Origin of the sequence: Ewingella americana (genome assembly GCF_006438725.1) — a bacterium.
Classification (GTDB): domain Bacteria; phylum Pseudomonadota; class Gammaproteobacteria; order Enterobacterales; family Enterobacteriaceae; genus Ewingella; species Ewingella americana_A.
In genome coordinates this window covers 70,682-87,883 of sequence record NZ_RCZD01000006.1, presented here as the reverse complement: position 1 = coordinate 87,883, position 17,202 = coordinate 70,682, and the positions used below count along the sequence as shown (strand labels likewise).

19 protein-coding genes and 1 pseudogene are annotated in these 17,202 nt (G+C 46.1%); 10 read left to right on the top strand and 10 right to left on the bottom strand.

Features of this window, described 5'->3' with window-relative positions; all coding sequences use genetic code 11:
• Positions 1-64 precede the first annotated feature (64 nt).
• A complete protein-coding gene (locus tag EAH77_RS12825) occupies positions 65-766 on the top strand; it encodes an acid phosphatase (RefSeq protein ID WP_140473210.1) in 702 nt (233 codons plus the stop codon).
• An 82-nt stretch (positions 767-848) separates the two neighbouring features.
• Here the strand turns inward: EAH77_RS12825 and EAH77_RS12820 are convergent, their stop codons facing one another.
• Entirely contained in the window at positions 849-1,187 is a 339-nt protein-coding gene (locus EAH77_RS12820; RefSeq protein ID WP_140473209.1) for a HigA family addiction module antitoxin, read from the bottom strand.
• Between the two features lie 40 nt (positions 1,188-1,227).
• Positions 1,228-1,542, bottom strand: a complete 315-nt coding sequence (locus EAH77_RS12815) for a type II toxin-antitoxin system RelE/ParE family toxin (RefSeq protein WP_140473208.1) — start codon at positions 1,540-1,542, stop codon at positions 1,228-1,230.
• Positions 1,543-1,839: 297 nt separating this feature from the next.
• On the opposite strand from EAH77_RS12815, the gene EAH77_RS12810 reads away from it, so the two are divergent.
• Positions 1,840-1,980, top strand: coding sequence for an ash family protein (locus EAH77_RS12810; RefSeq protein ID WP_140473207.1), 141 nt, complete (start codon positions 1,840-1,842; stop codon positions 1,978-1,980).
• A 70-nt stretch (positions 1,981-2,050) separates the two neighbouring features.
• A complete protein-coding gene (locus EAH77_RS12805) occupies positions 2,051-2,302 on the top strand; it encodes a helix-turn-helix domain-containing protein (RefSeq protein ID WP_140473206.1) in 252 nt (83 codons plus the stop codon).
• A 530-nt stretch (positions 2,303-2,832) separates the two neighbouring features.
• Here EAH77_RS12805 and EAH77_RS12800 read toward each other — a convergent pair.
• From EAH77_RS12800 to EAH77_RS12780, 5 genes and pseudogenes are all read right to left on the bottom strand, one after another.
• Positions 2,833-4,560 (bottom strand): AIPR family protein, encoded by a 1,728-nt coding sequence (locus tag EAH77_RS12800; RefSeq protein WP_140473205.1) that lies wholly within the window; start codon positions 4,558-4,560, stop codon positions 2,833-2,835.
• A 195-nt stretch (positions 4,561-4,755) separates the two neighbouring features.
• A pseudogene (locus EAH77_RS12795) lies at positions 4,756-5,595 on the bottom strand (phage integrase); the annotation flags it as partial.
• 272 nt (positions 5,596-5,867) lie between these two features.
• Positions 5,868-7,643 carry a P-loop NTPase fold protein gene (locus tag EAH77_RS12790; protein WP_140473203.1) on the bottom strand — a complete coding sequence of 592 codons (1,776 nt, stop codon included), beginning with the start codon at positions 7,641-7,643 and terminating at the stop codon, positions 5,868-5,870.
• 1 nt (position 7,644) lies between these two features.
• Positions 7,645-8,673: a phage integrase gene (locus EAH77_RS12785; RefSeq protein ID WP_140473202.1), complete on the bottom strand. Its 1,029-nt coding sequence runs from the start codon at positions 8,671-8,673 to the stop codon at positions 7,645-7,647.
• A 19-nt stretch (positions 8,674-8,692) separates the two neighbouring features.
• Positions 8,693-9,277: a phage repressor protein CI gene (locus EAH77_RS12780; protein WP_140473201.1), complete on the bottom strand. Its 585-nt coding sequence runs from the start codon at positions 9,275-9,277 to the stop codon at positions 8,693-8,695.
• Between the two features lie 140 nt (positions 9,278-9,417).
• On the opposite strand from EAH77_RS12780, the gene EAH77_RS12775 reads away from it, so the two are divergent.
• From EAH77_RS12775 to EAH77_RS12745, 7 genes are all read left to right on the top strand, one after another.
• Positions 9,418-9,639, top strand: coding sequence for a regulator (locus EAH77_RS12775; protein ID WP_140473200.1), 222 nt, complete (start codon positions 9,418-9,420; stop codon positions 9,637-9,639).
• A 29-nt stretch (positions 9,640-9,668) separates the two neighbouring features.
• Positions 9,669-10,178: a phage regulatory CII family protein gene (locus EAH77_RS12770; protein WP_140473199.1), complete on the top strand. Its 510-nt coding sequence runs from the start codon at positions 9,669-9,671 to the stop codon at positions 10,176-10,178.
• Between the two features lie 9 nt (positions 10,179-10,187).
• Positions 10,188-10,391, top strand: coding sequence for a phage filamentation protein Fil family protein (locus tag EAH77_RS12765; protein ID WP_140473198.1), 204 nt, complete (start codon positions 10,188-10,190; stop codon positions 10,389-10,391).
• 2 nt (positions 10,392-10,393) lie between these two features.
• On the top strand, positions 10,394-10,720 hold the full coding sequence (locus EAH77_RS12760) for a hypothetical protein (RefSeq protein WP_140473197.1): 327 nt from the start codon (positions 10,394-10,396) through the stop codon (positions 10,718-10,720).
• 7 nt (positions 10,721-10,727) lie between these two features.
• Positions 10,728-11,141 (top strand): hypothetical protein, encoded by a 414-nt coding sequence (locus EAH77_RS12755; protein ID WP_140473196.1) that lies wholly within the window; start codon positions 10,728-10,730, stop codon positions 11,139-11,141.
• A 77-nt stretch (positions 11,142-11,218) separates the two neighbouring features.
• Complete coding sequence (locus EAH77_RS12750; RefSeq protein ID WP_140473195.1) at positions 11,219-11,482, top strand: DUF2732 family protein; 264 nt, start codon at positions 11,219-11,221, stop codon at positions 11,480-11,482.
• Positions 11,483-13,648 carry a replication endonuclease gene (locus EAH77_RS12745; protein WP_140473194.1) on the top strand — a complete coding sequence of 722 codons (2,166 nt, stop codon included), beginning with the start codon at positions 11,483-11,485 and terminating at the stop codon, positions 13,646-13,648.
• A 297-nt stretch (positions 13,649-13,945) separates the two neighbouring features.
• Here the strand turns inward: EAH77_RS12745 and EAH77_RS12735 are convergent, their stop codons facing one another.
• From EAH77_RS12735 to EAH77_RS12725, 3 genes are read right to left on the bottom strand one after another with little or no spacing between them, the layout of a single operon-like run.
• Positions 13,946-14,263, bottom strand: coding sequence for an ogr/Delta-like zinc finger family protein (locus EAH77_RS12735; RefSeq protein WP_140473192.1), 318 nt, complete (start codon positions 14,261-14,263; stop codon positions 13,946-13,948).
• Positions 14,260-15,300, bottom strand: coding sequence for a phage portal protein (locus EAH77_RS12730; RefSeq protein WP_140473191.1), 1,041 nt, complete (start codon positions 15,298-15,300; stop codon positions 14,260-14,262). The genes EAH77_RS12735 and EAH77_RS12730 overlap by 4 nt, the downstream gene beginning before the upstream one ends.
• Positions 15,297-17,075 (bottom strand): terminase large subunit domain-containing protein, encoded by a 1,779-nt coding sequence (locus tag EAH77_RS12725; RefSeq protein ID WP_140473190.1) that lies wholly within the window; start codon positions 17,073-17,075, stop codon positions 15,297-15,299. Before EAH77_RS12725 ends, EAH77_RS12730 begins: the two co-directional genes overlap by 4 nt.
• Positions 17,076-17,202: the final 127 nt, after the last annotated feature.

The following is a 17,202-nucleotide window of genomic DNA, read 5'->3' as shown; positions in this document are numbered from 1 at the left end:
CATAAAGCTGTCACACTGACTCATTACTCTCCTGATATTCCAAAAAAACATCAGGAGCACTCCTTTGCATAAGTCCCTTGTCGCATTACTGTTTTTAACCTTCACCTCCGCGGCGTTTACCGTGCAGGCTGCGGAAGAAGCCAAACCTTTTATCACCAGCAAAGAGGTTGATCTCAGTAAGTATCTGCCAGCGCCACCGGCGGATGATTCAGCCCAGACCAAAGCTGAACTGAAAGAGTTGCTGGCCATTCAGGCTAGCCGCACACCTGAGCAGGAAAAGGCCGCAATTGCTGATGCGCAGGAAGATGTCTGGCGCTTTGCCGATGTGATGGGCCCTGAGTTCACCGCTGATAAATTGCCAAAAGTGGCAGCGCTGTTTGCCCGCGTCGTGGTAACGGAAGACGTGGTGGATGACTCCGCCAAGAAGTTCTTTCACCGTCCGCGTCCGTACATGCTGGATGAGCAAATTCACCCATTGCTGAAAAAATCAACATCGGGCTCATGGCCGTCCGGTCACTCTACCGTGGGCTACCTGATGGCAACCGTTCTGGCTGACATGGTGCCGGAAAAACGCAACGAACTGTTCACTCGTGCTGCAGGCTACGCCGAGAATCGCTTAGTCGCTGGTTTCCACTACCGTTCTGACACCGTCATGAGCCGCACTGGCGCAGCACTCATCGCCCAGAAGATGGCCGAACAGCCGGAATTCCAGACAGAATTCGACGCTGCAAAAGCGGAGCTGCGCGGGCAGATGGGGTTGAAGTAGGGTTTAATTCAGGCTTAATAGAAAAGCTGCCGATAGGGGCAGCTTTTTTGTGGGTGAACGCTGGGTCCGGCAATATCGCTTGCTATGCAACATTCTGAGCGGCATTTCTCTGTTTAATAAACTCATCGACTGGCAGGATCCGGTCGATCTCTTCCTGAATACGGTTATCGTTCATAACTTCCCAGATCTCCACATTGGTTTGGAGATTCAGCCAAAATTCTTCAGTGGTATCAAAAGCTTTTGCGAGTCTGAACGCCATATCAGTGGTTAACTTACGATTGTTATTAACCAGCGCGCTGACAGTATTGCGGTGCACGCGCAGCATTTCTGCTAACTGGTTAATTTTCATGCCGGTAGGCTCGAGAAACTCATACAACAAAATGTCACCCACAGAGGTGGGTTTGCGTTGTGCCTGTACCATGCGGTGATCCTTACTTATTAATGAATATATTACCGACGACTTATCTGTGTTTTTTGTAAGCCTGTGAATCAAAGTACACATTGCAGGCTTTTCCATCACGCCAGATAAATATCAGCCGATATTGGTCATTCACTCTGATGGATGAATATTCATTCAGTGGTGGTGATAATTCTTCATAACGGTTTGACGGCGGCGAGCGTAAATCCCTGTAACTAGCGGTCGCATTAATGATGTCCAACTTCCTCGCCAGCACAGACATTAGATCAGCAGGCATTCTTCGGTGGCTTTTAGCCGTATGAAAAAAAACCTCCAACCATTGATCCCGGAAATGACTGATAGTCCTCATTTTTATCATTCACGTCACCGCTCTCCTTTTCGGCTAGTTTGCAAAAATATAAACTGATTTTTGCACCGCCATTAAGTGCAAAAAATAACATATGATGGTTTTTTATGCGGCATTGGAATACGTCTCGCAAAACGCATTTCGCTGACTTGGTTACTTATTCTGACTTCGGTATAGTGGCGTCGCTGCGGCAAAATCCGCAGCCGGGCGTGAGAACTCGTCGAATCTACTGGTGACAACACAACTTTGTGTGTCACTGCTTTTGCCTACCTGTTAGAAATACTTTCTATACTGTATTTGTAACTCTCAATGGTGGCTCAGGCGGGGCTGACTTCGGTCAGGCCGGTAGCCAGTAGAGCCGGTATTCTCACCCCCGTCTGGGCTACCACCCAAGAGCGTGAGAACTCCAGTGGTAGCTTTACACCTCATCTACTGGAATCTGCATTATGAAAAAAACATCCCACAGCCCGACCTTCCTGCCGTTTCTCACTGTTTTTTCTGTGACTAAAGGCGGTGCGCAATGAAAATCAAACCCGACTGGCACCCCGCAGACATCATCGCCGGATTACGTAAAAAGGGCACTACGCTCGCCGCACTCTCGCGTGAATCTGGCCTGGCTTCATCGACACTCGCCAACGCACTAAGCCGCCCCTGGCCGAAAGGGGAAAAGCTGATCGCCGACGCATTAAAAGTACCGCCCAAAGAGATCTGGCCGAGCCGGTATTATGATGCGGGAATGGATAAAGTGATTGAGCGGAAGATTCGGGGTTAGATTTTTAGCCGTCGTTACTGCGGCCCATTATCGCTATAAAACAAAAAAGCCACTCCGATAGAAGTGGCTTAATTATATGAATTTAAAGCTAAAATTGGGTGGCCCCTACTGGACTTGAACCAGTGACCAAGCGATGATGAGTATCAACTTATCTCTAATGAAATCATATAATTAATATAATAATCAATGGAATAACTTGCCAGTGATTGCCTTGGTTTGCCGTCATACACCGATTGAGTCGCCACTTTATCGCCATTTATTGGGTGCGTGCGCTATGGTATGACTGCCAACTCTGTGCCTGAACGGATCTTTACTCATCTTTGTGTGGGTGGACAAAATTGGTACTCTACTTCAGTAACAACGCCGAGAACGAACCTGAGCAATGAGCAAAAGAACCCGGAAATGACTAGCATTTCCAGGTTCTACACAATTATTGAATCAACCAACTATTCTCTAACTGAATCAGTGCTATTGACCAATTTTTTTAATTAAGATTTGTGTTTCACAATAAAAACTTCTCACTTAAGATATTAACTCTGCTTAGGAAATAGTCTACGAGTAAACGCATCTACTACACTTTCAGTTCTAATATAGTCTCGAATTTTTTCACGAGTACTTATTTCTGACTCAGATATTATCTTTTCGAGATGATTCGCTACTTCCTCAATGTGAGATGCAAATATATCATTATCATCCAAAATAACCAGGATAGCATCTTTAACTTTTTGCTGGCTTTTTGGTGGTGCATCTAGAATATTCGGTGTTTCCCAATGCTTTCTTACTAGAGCATATAAGGCATAGAAACGGTAAATAACTCGCGACCGGTCAACTTTTGCCGTGCGTACCAGATAGTCAAACTTATATAATGCAAGCGCAGCCATATGATAAAGTTCAACGTTGTGACCTTCCGAAAAAATTCGGCTTGAGAATTCTTTTCGTATACCCCTATGGTCTCGTGCGGCGCGATTTGGCTGGTAAAAGAACATAGCTGCGGCAACTTTCATCAAGTCGGAAGGGCGAAGAATACGCGTGCGTTCAATTAAAATCTCTCGATACTGGTTATCTCGCCTTTCAATATAAATTCTGGCATCACTGCTTTGTGAAGCGCAATATTCCTCTAAATCTTTCATGAAGGGACGCATCGCCCAGAACTGATCTTCCCTAACTTCGTTTTGGCGGTTTGTGCCAATGATTACGCTGGAAATAAATTCAGTATCGCTACAGCCAATTAATCTTAGTGGAACCGAAATACCGTCAGCTTTGCTTTTAATATATGCCAGTATATTAGTGGTTTGGCATCCATTTACAATTTGATAGTCTTCAAGAGTAAATATATCACCTTTACGGTCTATGCTTTTTGAAACGACTGTAATTCCATTGTTTTTGAAAACAAAGGAGGAGTCGTCCCCTAACTCTAGCTCAGAAATAATCGACTTGTTTATTTCTGAGTCAGGGTTAAAGTCTCTGACATTGTCGTAAAACAGTGCTCTATTTATATGTCTAATCCCCTCTTGGTCTGGTTCTCCAAGTGCTATTGCTAATATCTCTGATGCAGGAACATATCCTATATAAGCCTCATCAACTTTATCGTGGCTTGGCAAGGTTATTGCTTTTTGGAAGGTTAGTTTTGCCGATGATGAATTGGTAGCAGAGCGAAATCCATTTTGAATAACTTTGGCACCGATACATTCAATGTGAATATCGTTAAAGATATTTAATTCACTTAGGCGGGTTTTATTCATTTCAATCAATTGTTGAATGACACCAGAAACCTCACCGGAACCTGTTGTGCAATAGTAACACCTCAGCGATGGGCTTACTTTAGTCGCCGTAGCATAAATTTGATCTTTTACTTCGACAAGGCTCTCTAATTGCGGACCTTTTACTAAGGTTTGAGTAGTAAAAAAGTCATGTACCCCATCGAGAAATTTTGAGATGTCGCCATAGTCTAGGCTATCTGATGTCTTCGACTGAAAGAAATGAAACTCTGATGTGTGATTCTTCCCTGTTGATAGGATTTCTGCTGCCTCGTCCACATCAGTACAAAGTGCTCCTTGAATGGAAATGGCGACACCGTCAATACCAAACTCTGAACCTTTAAGATGGGCTTTGAATGGATCTATGTTCTCTCCAAGAACGCCATTTTCCAATGCAAATATTGACATCACCTCAAAGAGGCCAGATTCGTTCATATTTTCATTAGGGTTCATTTCTTTGAAAGTCTTAAGCTGTGCTTTAACAATTGGATTCATTGCCATTTAGTTACCTCATTTTTTTGTGTCCAGAAGTTTGTAGCCCTTTAACCTTTTTTTAACACGCATACACATTTTATTATGCGAACTTACATATTTAATTTCCAGGTGTTTTCGAGCCTTATCCTAATAGAGGTAAATCAAACATTTTGCTTAAGATCGATTCAAAATGTGAAATTTTTTCCATAGAATATTGTCACATCAGTTGGTACTTGTTAAAGGGTTAAGCCTCAAAGCTTCCTCTAAATGTTCTGGTGCAAAGTGAGCATAACGCATGGTCATTTTGATATCTGTGTGGCCCAGCACGCGCTGGAGAACTAAAATGTTCCCGCCGTTCATCATAAAGTGAGATGCGAAGGTGTGGCGCAGTACGTGCGTTAACTGACCTGCGGGTAACTCAATATCTGTACGTTCCAGCGCGGAACGGAACGCACCGTAGCAATTTCTGAATAGCCTGCCTTTTTTCACTTCCGGCAAAGAGTCATGAAGGCTTTCACTGATGGGAATGGTTCTGTTTTTCCGGCCTTTGGTCTTCGTGTAAGTGACTTTATATTTTGTGACCTGGCTTCTATTCAGTTCTTCTGCCTCGGACCAACGAGCGCCGGTTGATAGGCATAATTTAACAATGCAAACGAGGTCAGTATTATTTTCTCTGCCGCATTCATCCAACAACTGCCCGATCTGCTCTTTCGTCAGAAATGCCATTTCGCTTTCTTCTGTACGGAAAGGGCGCACATTCTTGATCGGGTTCTCGCCTTTCCATTCCCCCAGGCGACCAAGCTCATTAAAAACAGCTCTAAAATAGGCCAGCTCAAGATTGATGGTTCGCGGTGCTACCTTCTTCACTCGGTTGGATCGGGCATAGTCCCCTGATAGGCGTTTTTCACGATAACGAGAGAACATCTGCGCATCAAACTCCCGTGCGAGCGGCTGACCTATGCTCTCATAGGCATGAGTCATTGCGGTCTGTCGCCTCTCGCCATCTTTTAAAGTAATGCCGTGCGCTGTGTACCAGGCTTTGACCCATTCCAGCAGAGTGCGGTTAGGCGGGTCAGCAGAAATTACATCGCCATTTCATCGCCACTGAAAAATGCCAACAAAAAAGCCACCTCGCGAGAAGTGGCTTAATGTACTGAATTTAAAGCTAAAATTTGGTGGCCCCTACTGGACTTGAACCAGTGACCAAGCGATTATGAGAATCGTGCTAGGTGACGAAAAAACAAGAACTTAACTATTTATCAACGGGTTGAAAAGCCAATAGTAGGCAATAGAGGGCAATATTCCTATTTTAGTGCGATACTTTTGCGACACTTCTAGCGAGGGCGACAGACTAGCCTCTCGATTCTTAAGCGATCAAAACCTGACTGATGCTTTGCGTAATTCATTAGAAGGAAGTTTACTCTAGAAATCCATATTTTCTCGCCTGATAGCTGATTGAGCAACATGCCGGTGGAGTATCTTCCCTCTAACCCCTCCCATATAGTTTGCCAATTGATAATCGGGCTATTTAACCATTTTTCGACAAATTTATGAGGTCTAATATATTTCATTATATCAATGTAAGCATATTTACCTTCACCAATATAACCAGAGGAAATTAATGATTTAAATCTGGACGGATCGTTTTCCAGAGCATCAAGTATTTCCCTTATATATGATGGGTAGTTTTTTTGGTGCGCCATTTTTTTTATATGATCTGTGAATTCAAACATCTTATTGGATATTTCTTTATATTCATTTTTAATCCAATAACCATAACCAAATGAAGATTCTCTGAATCTTGAAAATCTACTATCTGGATCATAAGCTCCAATTAAATTATTGAATAGTAATTTATTTAGATAATTTTGGAATTGGTCATAAATATCTTTGTAACTTCTTGGATCTACTTTTATTAATACCATTAGAAGTTTTAGATTGAATATGTGTAGAATTTTTCCATCTTCGACCACTGAGAGTGTTCGTAATTGTTCATCAATATCTTGTATTGCATCATTTACATCTTCAGGGATATATCTATCAAAGTTCATTAACTTAATCCAAGGCTCCACCTTTCCATTACTTAAGTGTTCATTTGCTTCAACGTCCTGAGATATTTCAACTTGGTCATAATAACCTTTAGCAAAACAGTTTATTATTGTCTCATCCCTTAGTATGTTACGGCTAAGGTCTAAAGTTAACCCATTTTTTTTATAAACATTATTTAGTTGAATAATCGCTGGTAATACCGTTTCGTTTTTTTCCTTGTTCAAGTAATATTTAATAGCAGTTTCAGACCTAAACGACATGTCATTTTCTTTCAATTTTCCATATCTATATCCGATTGACAATGCGGTGAAAAAGGTAAATATCTCACACATGGCGGGACTATTAGTTATATGTTCTTTTTTTATGCATTCAAATAAACGAAAAGCGTCTTTTATTGTATGTTTTAGAATTCTCATTGATCTGCAATCTGACGCAATGAATGTATTTAATATATGGTTTTGAATTTCTGATGGTATTTTTCCTTCATAATCTGCAGCAATGAAGTAATTAAATATTTCACTTGTATTTGGTTCTATCTTTAATGTTTGTCCAATTACTTTTTCTTTGGAATCGTCGAAAGTATCTTTTATCTTTTCATCATGAGCTATTGCAATAACATTGCAATCATGGTGCTCTACATACTTGTTAATAACGCCTAGTATTGCATCGATATGAACTGAGCAACGTTCAATGTCGTCAAAAATAATCACTCGGTCATTTTTTATTTCTTCCTTTATGATTGCAGTGGCAATTTTTCCAAAAAGTTTACCCAGACCGAAAGTCATTGAGTCTATACCCAAGGTCGAATCTTCTAGGCTACCGGCAGCACCTCTCGAAAATGCTTTAACCGGAGACATTTTATAAAAAACGGCAGCATAGATATCTTCAACGGTTGTAATGTCAAAAAGACTAATGTAATAGTACTCATCTTTATTTAAAGTATGTGTTATTTGATGAGTTTTACCTGATCCCCATTCTCCTGTAATAAGTACTGCAAATCCGGGGCTTTTTAGTTCTTTGTAATAGTTAATGTATGCCTTGAATTGAGTAATATTATCCATGTTAGCCTTTTGGGTTAGTTAAAGGATTAAAATTCAATACATCTTCCAAATGATCTGGTGCAAAGTGTGAGTAGCGCATTGTCATTTTAATATCCACATGGCCAAGAATACGTTGTAGCACCAGAATGTTGCCGCCGTTCATCATAAAATGGCTGGCAAAGGTGTGACGTAAAACATGTGATAACTGGCCATCAGGAAGTGTGATTTTTGTTCTACCTAATGCCGAGCGGAACGCATAATAACAAGGTTCAAAAAGCCTTCCCCCTTTCTTCTGGGGTAAGGATTCAGCCAGTTCATTACTAATAGGTACCGTTCTATTTTTTTTACCTTTAGTTTTAATGAAGGTAATTCGGTAATTAGAAACTTGTGATTTTGTCAGACTTTCTGCTTCGCTCCATCTTGCACCAGTTGAGAGACAAATTTTTACTATAGTTTCTAGATCTTTGGCGCTACTGTTTCTGCATTCTTCTAGAAGAGCGGTAATCTGTTCTTGAGTTAGATATGCCATTTCACTTTCCTCTGTGCGGAAAGCCCTAACATTCTCTAGTGGGTTTGGCTGCAACCATTCGCCAAGGCGTCTGAGTTCATTAAATGCTGCCCTGAAGTAAGCTAATTCTAAATTTATGGTTCGTGGCGTGACTTTCGAAATCCGTGTTGTTCTCGAAAATTCACCCGATAGTCGTTTAGCACGATAAGTTGCAAATAGCTGAGCGTTAAATTCTATTGCAAGGGGTTGCCCCATGCATTCAGCCGCCCATTCCATGGCATTAAGTCGCCTTTCACCGTCCTTCAAAGTAGTGCCGTGATTGTCATACCAAAGTTTGGCAATTTCTTTTAAGCGCCTGCTTTCTTTCTTTTCGCCATTCCACGGCTTGTTTTGTGCCTTATCTAAGGCATACCGTTCAAAGGCGAGAGCCTCACCTTTTGTACTAAATTTTTTGCGGACACGTTTACCCCGCTTGCCCGCGCTGCGGTTTTCGGCGTAAAAATCGGCTTCCCATTGACCAGTAGGGAGTTTTCTTACTGGCATCTCTATCGCTCCTTATTACTCAAAACCGACAATTCATTACTACTCTGCCAATAACATTCACATCTTCAAGATTGCAGTCAAAGGCCATGCCAACGCCGCTTACTCGTACGCGCTTAATTGGGATCCTTGTTAGGGTTCTGATGCTTATTTTTCCTTCAACTTCTACCAGCCAGTCGCCGTCGTAAACTTCCGAAAACTTACGGTCAATGATGTATTGGATAGAGTTGTCGATTATGCAAGCGGGATCGTGTGGCAAAGGGATGCCAGGCAGGAACATGACTTTATCGAATAGAAGATGCCCTGAATCATACAGCTGGCCATCAATAAGTTTCTGGCGAGTGAATTTCATGAGGTCCAACTCGTCATCATCAAATTTCTTACCCTGCCCAGTAATTAGCCACTCAAGCTCTACTCCCGTATCAGCCATGCATCTGATCACTATATCTGAGGGAAGGCCGCCGCGCTTATAGCGAGATGAAAGGCTGCTGGCCGCCATTTGTAGATGTTCAGCTAACTGCATTTTTTGAGTGAAGCCATAGGCTTCTATCACGCGATCCAGCACAGGAGTGCTGTCAGCATCAAAATTCACTGCAAAGTTTGCCATTTCTAGTCGCCAATAATGCGCATAAAGAGAATCTTGTGTTGACGATTCGCATTTTGCGCATTAACCTGTGTTTGTTATTTAGAATATTGCCCTGTATTGCCGACTATTTACGGTATTCGGCCCTAACTGGAGTTTGCCTTATGCGTCCTAATATTACAATCGTCATACCAGATCCCTACCTTCCATTAGCAGAGTACTGCCGCCGTACCGGTCTCAAGATTGAAACCGCGCGTAACCTCATTGAATACGGAAAGCTGCCTATTAAACCCAAAGGTTTACAGAAAAATGGCCTTATAGAAATCAATATGGCTGCCTTGACCGTTCAGGCCTTAAGCGAATGCGATATTGCGCTTTCTGCGTAGCAACTTGCCAAAATTCGAGGTAAGCAACAATGTTTGATTACCAAACCTCTATACATCCGCATTTAGATACAGCTTGCCGCCGTTTTTCACTGGCGCACAACCTGACCGAAGTCGCCGAGAAAGTCGGCATAACTGCACAGGTTCTACGAAACAAGCTGAATCCAATGCAACCGCACCGTTTAACACTGGTAGAGCTGATCGTCATTACCGATCACACCGATGATTCCACATTGTTGGATGGTTTGCTGGCACAGCTAAAATGCTTGCCCGCCGTTCCAATGAATGAAGCCAAGCCCGATAACTTATCTATGCACACACTGAGTGCCACGGCTGCAATCGGCGTTATCGCCGGTGAAGCCATATCCACTGCGCCTATGACGCAGACACGTAGAAACGCCATTTTAGACCGAGCCAATCAGGCGATCCGCGATCTGTCCTTGCTCGTTGTGTCCGTTGAATCGCGTTTTCATACCGCCCCAGCATTAACCAGCGCCATGGATGTATTAGGTGCGCTTGGTGTGATGCCGGGTCTGAACTGAGGTAATTCGATGCAAGTTTTCACACGACTTTTACAGAAGCAATCTCCGTCTATCCAACTGCCAAGCCATGGCCACGGTTGGTTAGAGTTGCCGAACGGTCAGCGCTGGCAGCCTGCGGCCAGCAAAGTGCAGTTTCTAAGTGACTGCCGTTCTCCAACAGTTAACACAAAGCGCCGCCCTTGGTGGTTCCGCTTGATGGGATTAAAGGGGTAAGCGTGGAAACACAAACACCTAAGTGGATAGCTGAGGCCCGCAAGATGATTTCCGGGTGTGATAGCCGGGTAAAGCATTACTGGAACAATGTCGATGAGGAAGACCGGCGTTACCTCTGCTTTCTGGCAGGGCTCAAACAACGCCATATCGAATGTGCCTGGGATGAGTTGACCGAAGCCGAAAAGGTTTCTTTGTGGGGCGCGGTGTTGAAGGTTCGGCGGTTGCAGAAAAGCACTAACTACTTCACCCCGGAGGATTTCAAAGGTGCAGGAGCTTGCAGAGTAGCCCGCCGAGAAGTTGAACAAGACACAAATAATTCAATGCACTGAGGCAAGTATGAAAATGATAATGGTAGAGAAAGAAGGGCTTAAGGAAGATTTCATAGCCTGGAATGTTGCGCCGAATTATGCCCGTATTTTCCTGGATAAGTGCCAGGAATTCGACGGTTTGATCGCGCTGTCACCGCAAATGTTTAATGATTCGATGCATCTTGATAATCCGCACCAGTGGTTTGCAGTGAGCTGCGCATTTTGGTGCCGTGTTTATCGTGAGGCCGAAACCAGTAAAGGCCAGCTTGAAGCCCTTGCGTCTATCCGCGCCACTTACTACCTGGCCAATTTTCTTGGCCAGGGTTCCATCACGGTATTGATCGCCCGTTGGTGGGATTGCGCCAAGCAGCTGCACGGCCTGCATTCGTTGAATGTGTCCCTCGTTGCCCGTCAAAGAATCGAAGTTAAGCACTTTCATTAAGTAACCAACTGCTAAGAATTCCCACGGCTTCCCCTTGGTGGCCGGGGTTTCTTGCCGCCAAAATTTGGAGTTTTGCCATGCAAATGAAACGTAATGACCGCAACCAATTCCCAGCCCTCTGGAGTGGTTTTGATGCTGCAAAGGCTGGATGTGAGCAAACCGCCATATTGATTAGAAGCGCCCGCGCTGAGGCAATGGCCGATGCTGCTGTGAAGTTTTCCGGCCACCTTGATCGCCTGGCCACACATGTGGCCAACGAAGGATTGAGCGCTGCCGAGATTGTGGAGCTTATGCGCCAGGAGTCTGAGCAGTTTTGTAATGTGAAATTTGAAAACTGCTAAATGGATATCATTACTTCGGATTTTAACGGCCAGCACCATGAGGCGCGTGCGAGACAGCAAGAGTTCTTTGGCCCCCGCGCCCCGAGTGACATTAGCCTGACCGAGCGCAAGTTATGGCACCTGAATGAAACCGATCACACCTGGCGTGCTAAATATCTGGCAGGGATGCCGGATTATTTGGCGCGTTATTTTGGCCAGCGTTATACAAAATTAATGGAGGCAGGCCCACAGGGCCGCCGCCGTGCTAATACGTTTTTACGCACTACGGTAGGTAAAAACGTATTGCCACGTCTGCAAAAGGTGCGTGCACAGTACACAACGGATTTCCAGGGTGCGGGCGGTGTACATATCCCGTTCCTGAAAGATTTAGAAAAACTCCCTACCTACGGCCGTGATGAAGTGCGCAACCTGGCGCACGTAGTTGCTGATTTTATGGCTGAATCCTTCAATGATTTCACTCGCACGGCTTTCCCGGAAGATTCCAAATCCCACGAAGAATTAGAATGGCGCACGACAGCTGCTTACCGTCATTTGGCTGAGTTGGTGAAGCAATTCAATATCACGCCGCCTTATTGGCAGTCCTTCAACGCGGGTAACAATTTCACCGTGCGAAATGCTGAGTCAGGTTTGCTACGCATGATGGCACCGGAATGGTGGCGCGGTAAGTTGAAACGAAGCCGTGATCTGTTGCGTGAACATATGGCGATTGCCGTTGGCCAGGTGCAAAAGGCGGCATCGGCTTACGTGAGTCGTTCAACAATGGGCGAATGGGTAGAACAAAAGAAACGTAACCGAGAGTTTTTTAAATCATGCGATTTGGAAAATCAGGAAACGGGGGAGCGTTTTTCCCTGGCTGACAGGGTGGACGGCAGCAACGCCAACCCGGCAAAACGCCGCTGTGAACTGATGGTGCGTATGCGCGGGTTTGAAGACCTGGCCACGGAAATGGGCATGGCGGGGGAGTTTTATACCATCACCGCGCCGTCCAGTTATCACGCCGTGCACAGCGGCGGCGGGTTCGTTTCTCAGTGGAATGCCGCCAGCCCACGCCAAACACAAAAATACCTTTGCGGCGTATGGGCCAAGGCCCGTGCGGCGTTTTCGCGTGCCGGTATCAGCGTGTTTGGTTTCCGCGTCGTCGAACCACACCATGACGGGACGCCGCACTGGCATATGCTGCTATTTATGCGGCCCTCTGATGTTGAACAGGTGCGCGATATTCTTTGCTATTACGCCCGCCTGGAGGATTCCGAGGAACTGCAATCAGCTAACGCGCTTAAGGCGCGTTTTCACGTTGAGCCAATCGATCCGGAGAAGGGCAGCGCAACGGGGTACATCGCAAAATACATTTCCAAAAACATCGACGGGTTCGCCCTGGACGGTGAGGCAGACGATGAAACGGGTGAGAACATGAAGGACATGGCCAAAGCGGTTTCAGCCTGGGCCAGCCGTTGGCGTATCCGTCAGTTTCAGCAGATTGGCGGTGCGCCGGTCACTGTCTGGCGGGAGCTGCGCCGGATGGGTGACTCAACTCTGGAAAACAAAACTATGGACGCTGTGCTGGCTGCCGCCGATGTGGGTTGCTGGGCATCTTACACTCAGGCCCAGGGCGGTGCTTTGGTGAAGCGCCGGGATCTGGTTGTGCGCCTGATGTATGAAATTACTGAGTGCGGGAATGAGTATGCCGAGGACGTGCAGCGCGTGCAGGGTATTTATTCCCCGCTCTTTGGCCGTAGTTCCGAAGTAGAAACACGCCTGGTTAAGTGGGCGATTGTTCCGAAGTTGGCAGCCAGCGAAGCGGCTGCTGCTTTTTCTGGCGGCCCCGCCGCCCCTTGGAGTTCTGTCAATAACTGTACTCAAGGTACGATCACCGAGTTGAAAAAGGGATTGGGTATTCAGCACCAGGATGGGGATCAGATGGCCAAAGCGCTGCTGAGAGGCAATATTGTGCGCCTGGATGATGAAACCGAGATGGTTTTGCGGGATGGAGAAGTAAGGCTCAGGCCAAGGCAGCTGTATTGCCGATCATGTGGTGACCTCTTAAAACCGGGGAGATCTTCTTTCGATATGGAAGGGTGTTGTCTTGCCTGTGAAGAGGGTGGAAAGCATAAAAACTGTGCATCTAAGCGGGATTTAGATAACGCATTCAGCATATTAGGAATATAGAATAAGTCGTTAATTTAAAAAAAGCATGCGCGTTGTGCTTTCATCAACGCTAACAATATTGTACTGTACATGCATACAGTAACGATTATGTAAGGGAGGGAGGATTCTGTGCGGGATTTTTTTTTTGAGGCCATTGCATTACAACGAATTGAACTGGTGACCCGGCTTGTGTCACTGGGGAAGTGTGAGGCCGGAGATAGGGAATTAGTCGTTGATTGGGTGGCGGAGTTGTCAGCCGACTTGGTGCGAAAGTTGGATGAGTTTGAAAAACAAAACCCCCAAAAAGGGGGCAAAGGATCAGGCGGTTTGTTGCAGTAGGGAAAGAAGAAGTTGTTTATCGTCACCTTTCAGAGAATCAACCAACCCTTTAAATAAGCTGCCTTGAGATTTTGCGCTAGGACTAATAGTGTGTGAGAAGGTCATATTTACCACAAAGGTATGACCGCACTCATAATTTGAACAGGCGCAATAAATATCCGAGATATCACGGTGTTTACGCGCCGTTTTTTTTATTACTGCGTTAGCCCCGCATTCACGGCACACTACTTTCATTACGCGCATGTTGATGGCTCCAGGGGAATAATAACCCGGATAGTTTAGCTTTTTTCGGCTCATTTTTCATCACCGCTTTCATCTTCAAACGCAAAATTCAAATATAAATGTTGTGGGATATCCGGTGCGTTATTAACCGCATTCATGATCATCCGTTGCAGGGGAATAACCTCATCCTTTCGGTAAGTGGTGCGGGACTTCTCAGGGTCGGGCAGGCCGCCTGTGTTTACCGGGATGATGCCCGCCAGGCCAGCGGGGAAGCGGTGCGCGTTCAATACGTCCTGAGCGCTGATGTTTTTCACGTTATTAAATTCATCATTCGCGCCAATATCGCCCACCGGAATAAACTGGATCGCTTTTTCGGCACCGCCTGGAATATTCACAAAGATGGTGGAGAAATTACCAATGCCCTTGGCGCTTTCCAACCTGTCGGCGATCTCGTCTTCTACTTCATCCGTCATGTTTGGGTCATTGGTATAAATAATGCCGCCTGTGTGCGCCCCGTTGTGATAATAGCGACGGCGGAAAATTGTCGCTTCGCTGTTTAATAATGCGGAGTGGATGCCGCTGATATAATCCGGCAGCCCATAAACTTGCTGCTGCGGGTCATACTGCTTCAAAAAAATAACATCTTCCGGTTCGTAAACTAACGGTTCACCGTCCTGCAGAACCACAAATTCCCCGGTTTTACGCAGTCGCAAATACAGCGAGGGCAGCGGGGCCAGGCCAATCACGTTACCAAACCAATCGCGCAGCTTGAGGATGGCCAGGTCACCGAAAGACAGATAATCAAACACGCCGCCGCGCAGCTGCTCATGCGTTAGCCCACCGCCCTGGTAATCTGCGGCCACCATGTTGTGGCGGGCGTAAATCACGCCACCGTGCTGGCTGTTTAGATTGCTGAGTTGCGCCAGGGCCAGGCGATCCATGGGTAGCGTGAAATGGTCGAATTCATTGTCGTACCAGATATCCCGGTAATTCGTGCCGGTGGTTAAAATCGGTTCCGGCTTACCCAGGGTGATGATGCTCATTTTCTTGCTGCTGGCGGCATCTTTCGGCTTCTGGTCTTTTTGCTGGCGTGATGGTTTGCGCTTGCTCATGCGGCTTTCTTCCCTAATTTCCATTTAGATTTACGTTTGTGCTCAAAGTTAATCGGCTCATTAATAACGGCGTGCGCAATAGCCCAAAAGGCATCCGCGTGGCCGGTTTCCACGGTGCGATCTGCTTTGAATGTCATGGCGTTGCCGCTGGCCGTGCTGGTGTGGCGGATGGCCAGAAATGACGCGGGGATCTCTTTGTTATCTTTATTCCATTGAAGGCGCTTGGCTCCGATAACATCAATCATCTTGAGGACCAGGCGCGTTTTGGTTTCCATGCCGTAGTGAATGGCCACCGCCTCACGCAGTGCAAAATGCTCAATCAGTTCAAACACGCCTCGCCCGATGCCAGTCACGTCAACGCCGATATACGTCATGTGGTATTGACCAAACAGCTTTTTAATCTGCGCCGCCTGGTAGTTGAAATTCATCCCTTTCCAGTGCAGAACGCGCAGCACGCGGAATACTTCTACGGCGTGGATCGGCGGGGCGACAATCACAAAAGTGGACGTGTCCCCCGAGCGGGCCGGGTCGAAGCCGCCCCAGACTTCCCGGCTACCGAACGGCCGTTCTAACGCCTCGTCATGGTCGTCCCAATCGTCAACGTCAACGCCGCACCGCTCCAGGTCGCTGAACTTGAAAACGCTGTCTTTGCTGTCCACGAACACACACATGTAAAGCATGTTGAACGTGTCGCGGTTGTAACGGTTTCGCAGCTTGTCGATGCTGGCCAGGTTGAAGCCACCACGGATCGCATCTTCCAGGGTAATGACGTAGCGCCATTGGCCATCTGGGCAGAGGCGGCCGCCGTCCTGCATTTCCTTGAAGTCAGGGAACTGAATGGCCGTCCTGTTTTTGTCTCCACGCTTCCACTCTTCACCTGTCCAAAACGGGTAAGCCTGGTGCGTTTTGGCGCTGGGTGTGGAAAAGTAAGTGGTGCGCCAATGGTCGTGCGTGGCCATGGCGCTGGCCACTTCGTTGAGCCTGGCGAAGTTCGGCACCCAAAAATATTCGTCGCAGTACAAATGCCCGCTGTAGGACTGCGCCGTGTTTTTGTTGGTAGACAGAAAACGCAGTTCTGCGCCATTGCTTAAGCGGATCGGATTGCCGGTCAATGTCACACCGAAATACTGCTCTGCAATATTCACGATGTACGAACGGAAGACCTCCGCCTGAGCCTTGGAAGCGGAGAGAAAGATTTGTGGATCACCGGTTAGCGCGGCATTCTCAAAGGCTTCAACCGCAAAATACCAGGTGGCTCCAATCTGGCGGCTTTTGAGAATGTTGCGGATCTGCTGCGTCAGATTTAGGCGTAGGTGTTTCTGATAGCCGAATAAATGTTCTTCTGCGAAAGCATCAAAATCATCCTTGGTCAGGCTGGAGATATCATTTTTCTTATACTTGCGTTTCTTCACCGGCTCTGCGCCGTTATCCTGCTCCTGGTGTTCTCCTTTACTGTCTGATTTTGCGGCGGCTAACTTCTCTTTATGCTTATTGGATTGCGCCCGCAGTTTTACGGCGTGAGAAATAAGGATGTCCATTTCCTTTATTTCTAATTCAGTTTTTCCATCGCGTCCGGCCAGCAATTGATAGCGGCGCTCAATAGCCTCCTCGGTGGATTCATGGCTAAGTAAATCGGCCCAATTCCATTTTGTTGCCCAATAGTAAATAATTCGCGCATTGGGCAGATTCAAGTCTCTGGCGATCTCTTTTGGTGTCGCACGCTTCAAATAAAGCGAACGCGCCACCCCGATTAATTCTTCTGCATAATATGCCATTTATTAATCCCTTAATTTTCATGGCTTCGGATAACGTCCATAACCGTAATTATGCGATGCCTAAATCTTTATTTCTTAACTTAATATCGGGTCTGATTCGGTTAATGGCTATATCCGATATTCACAG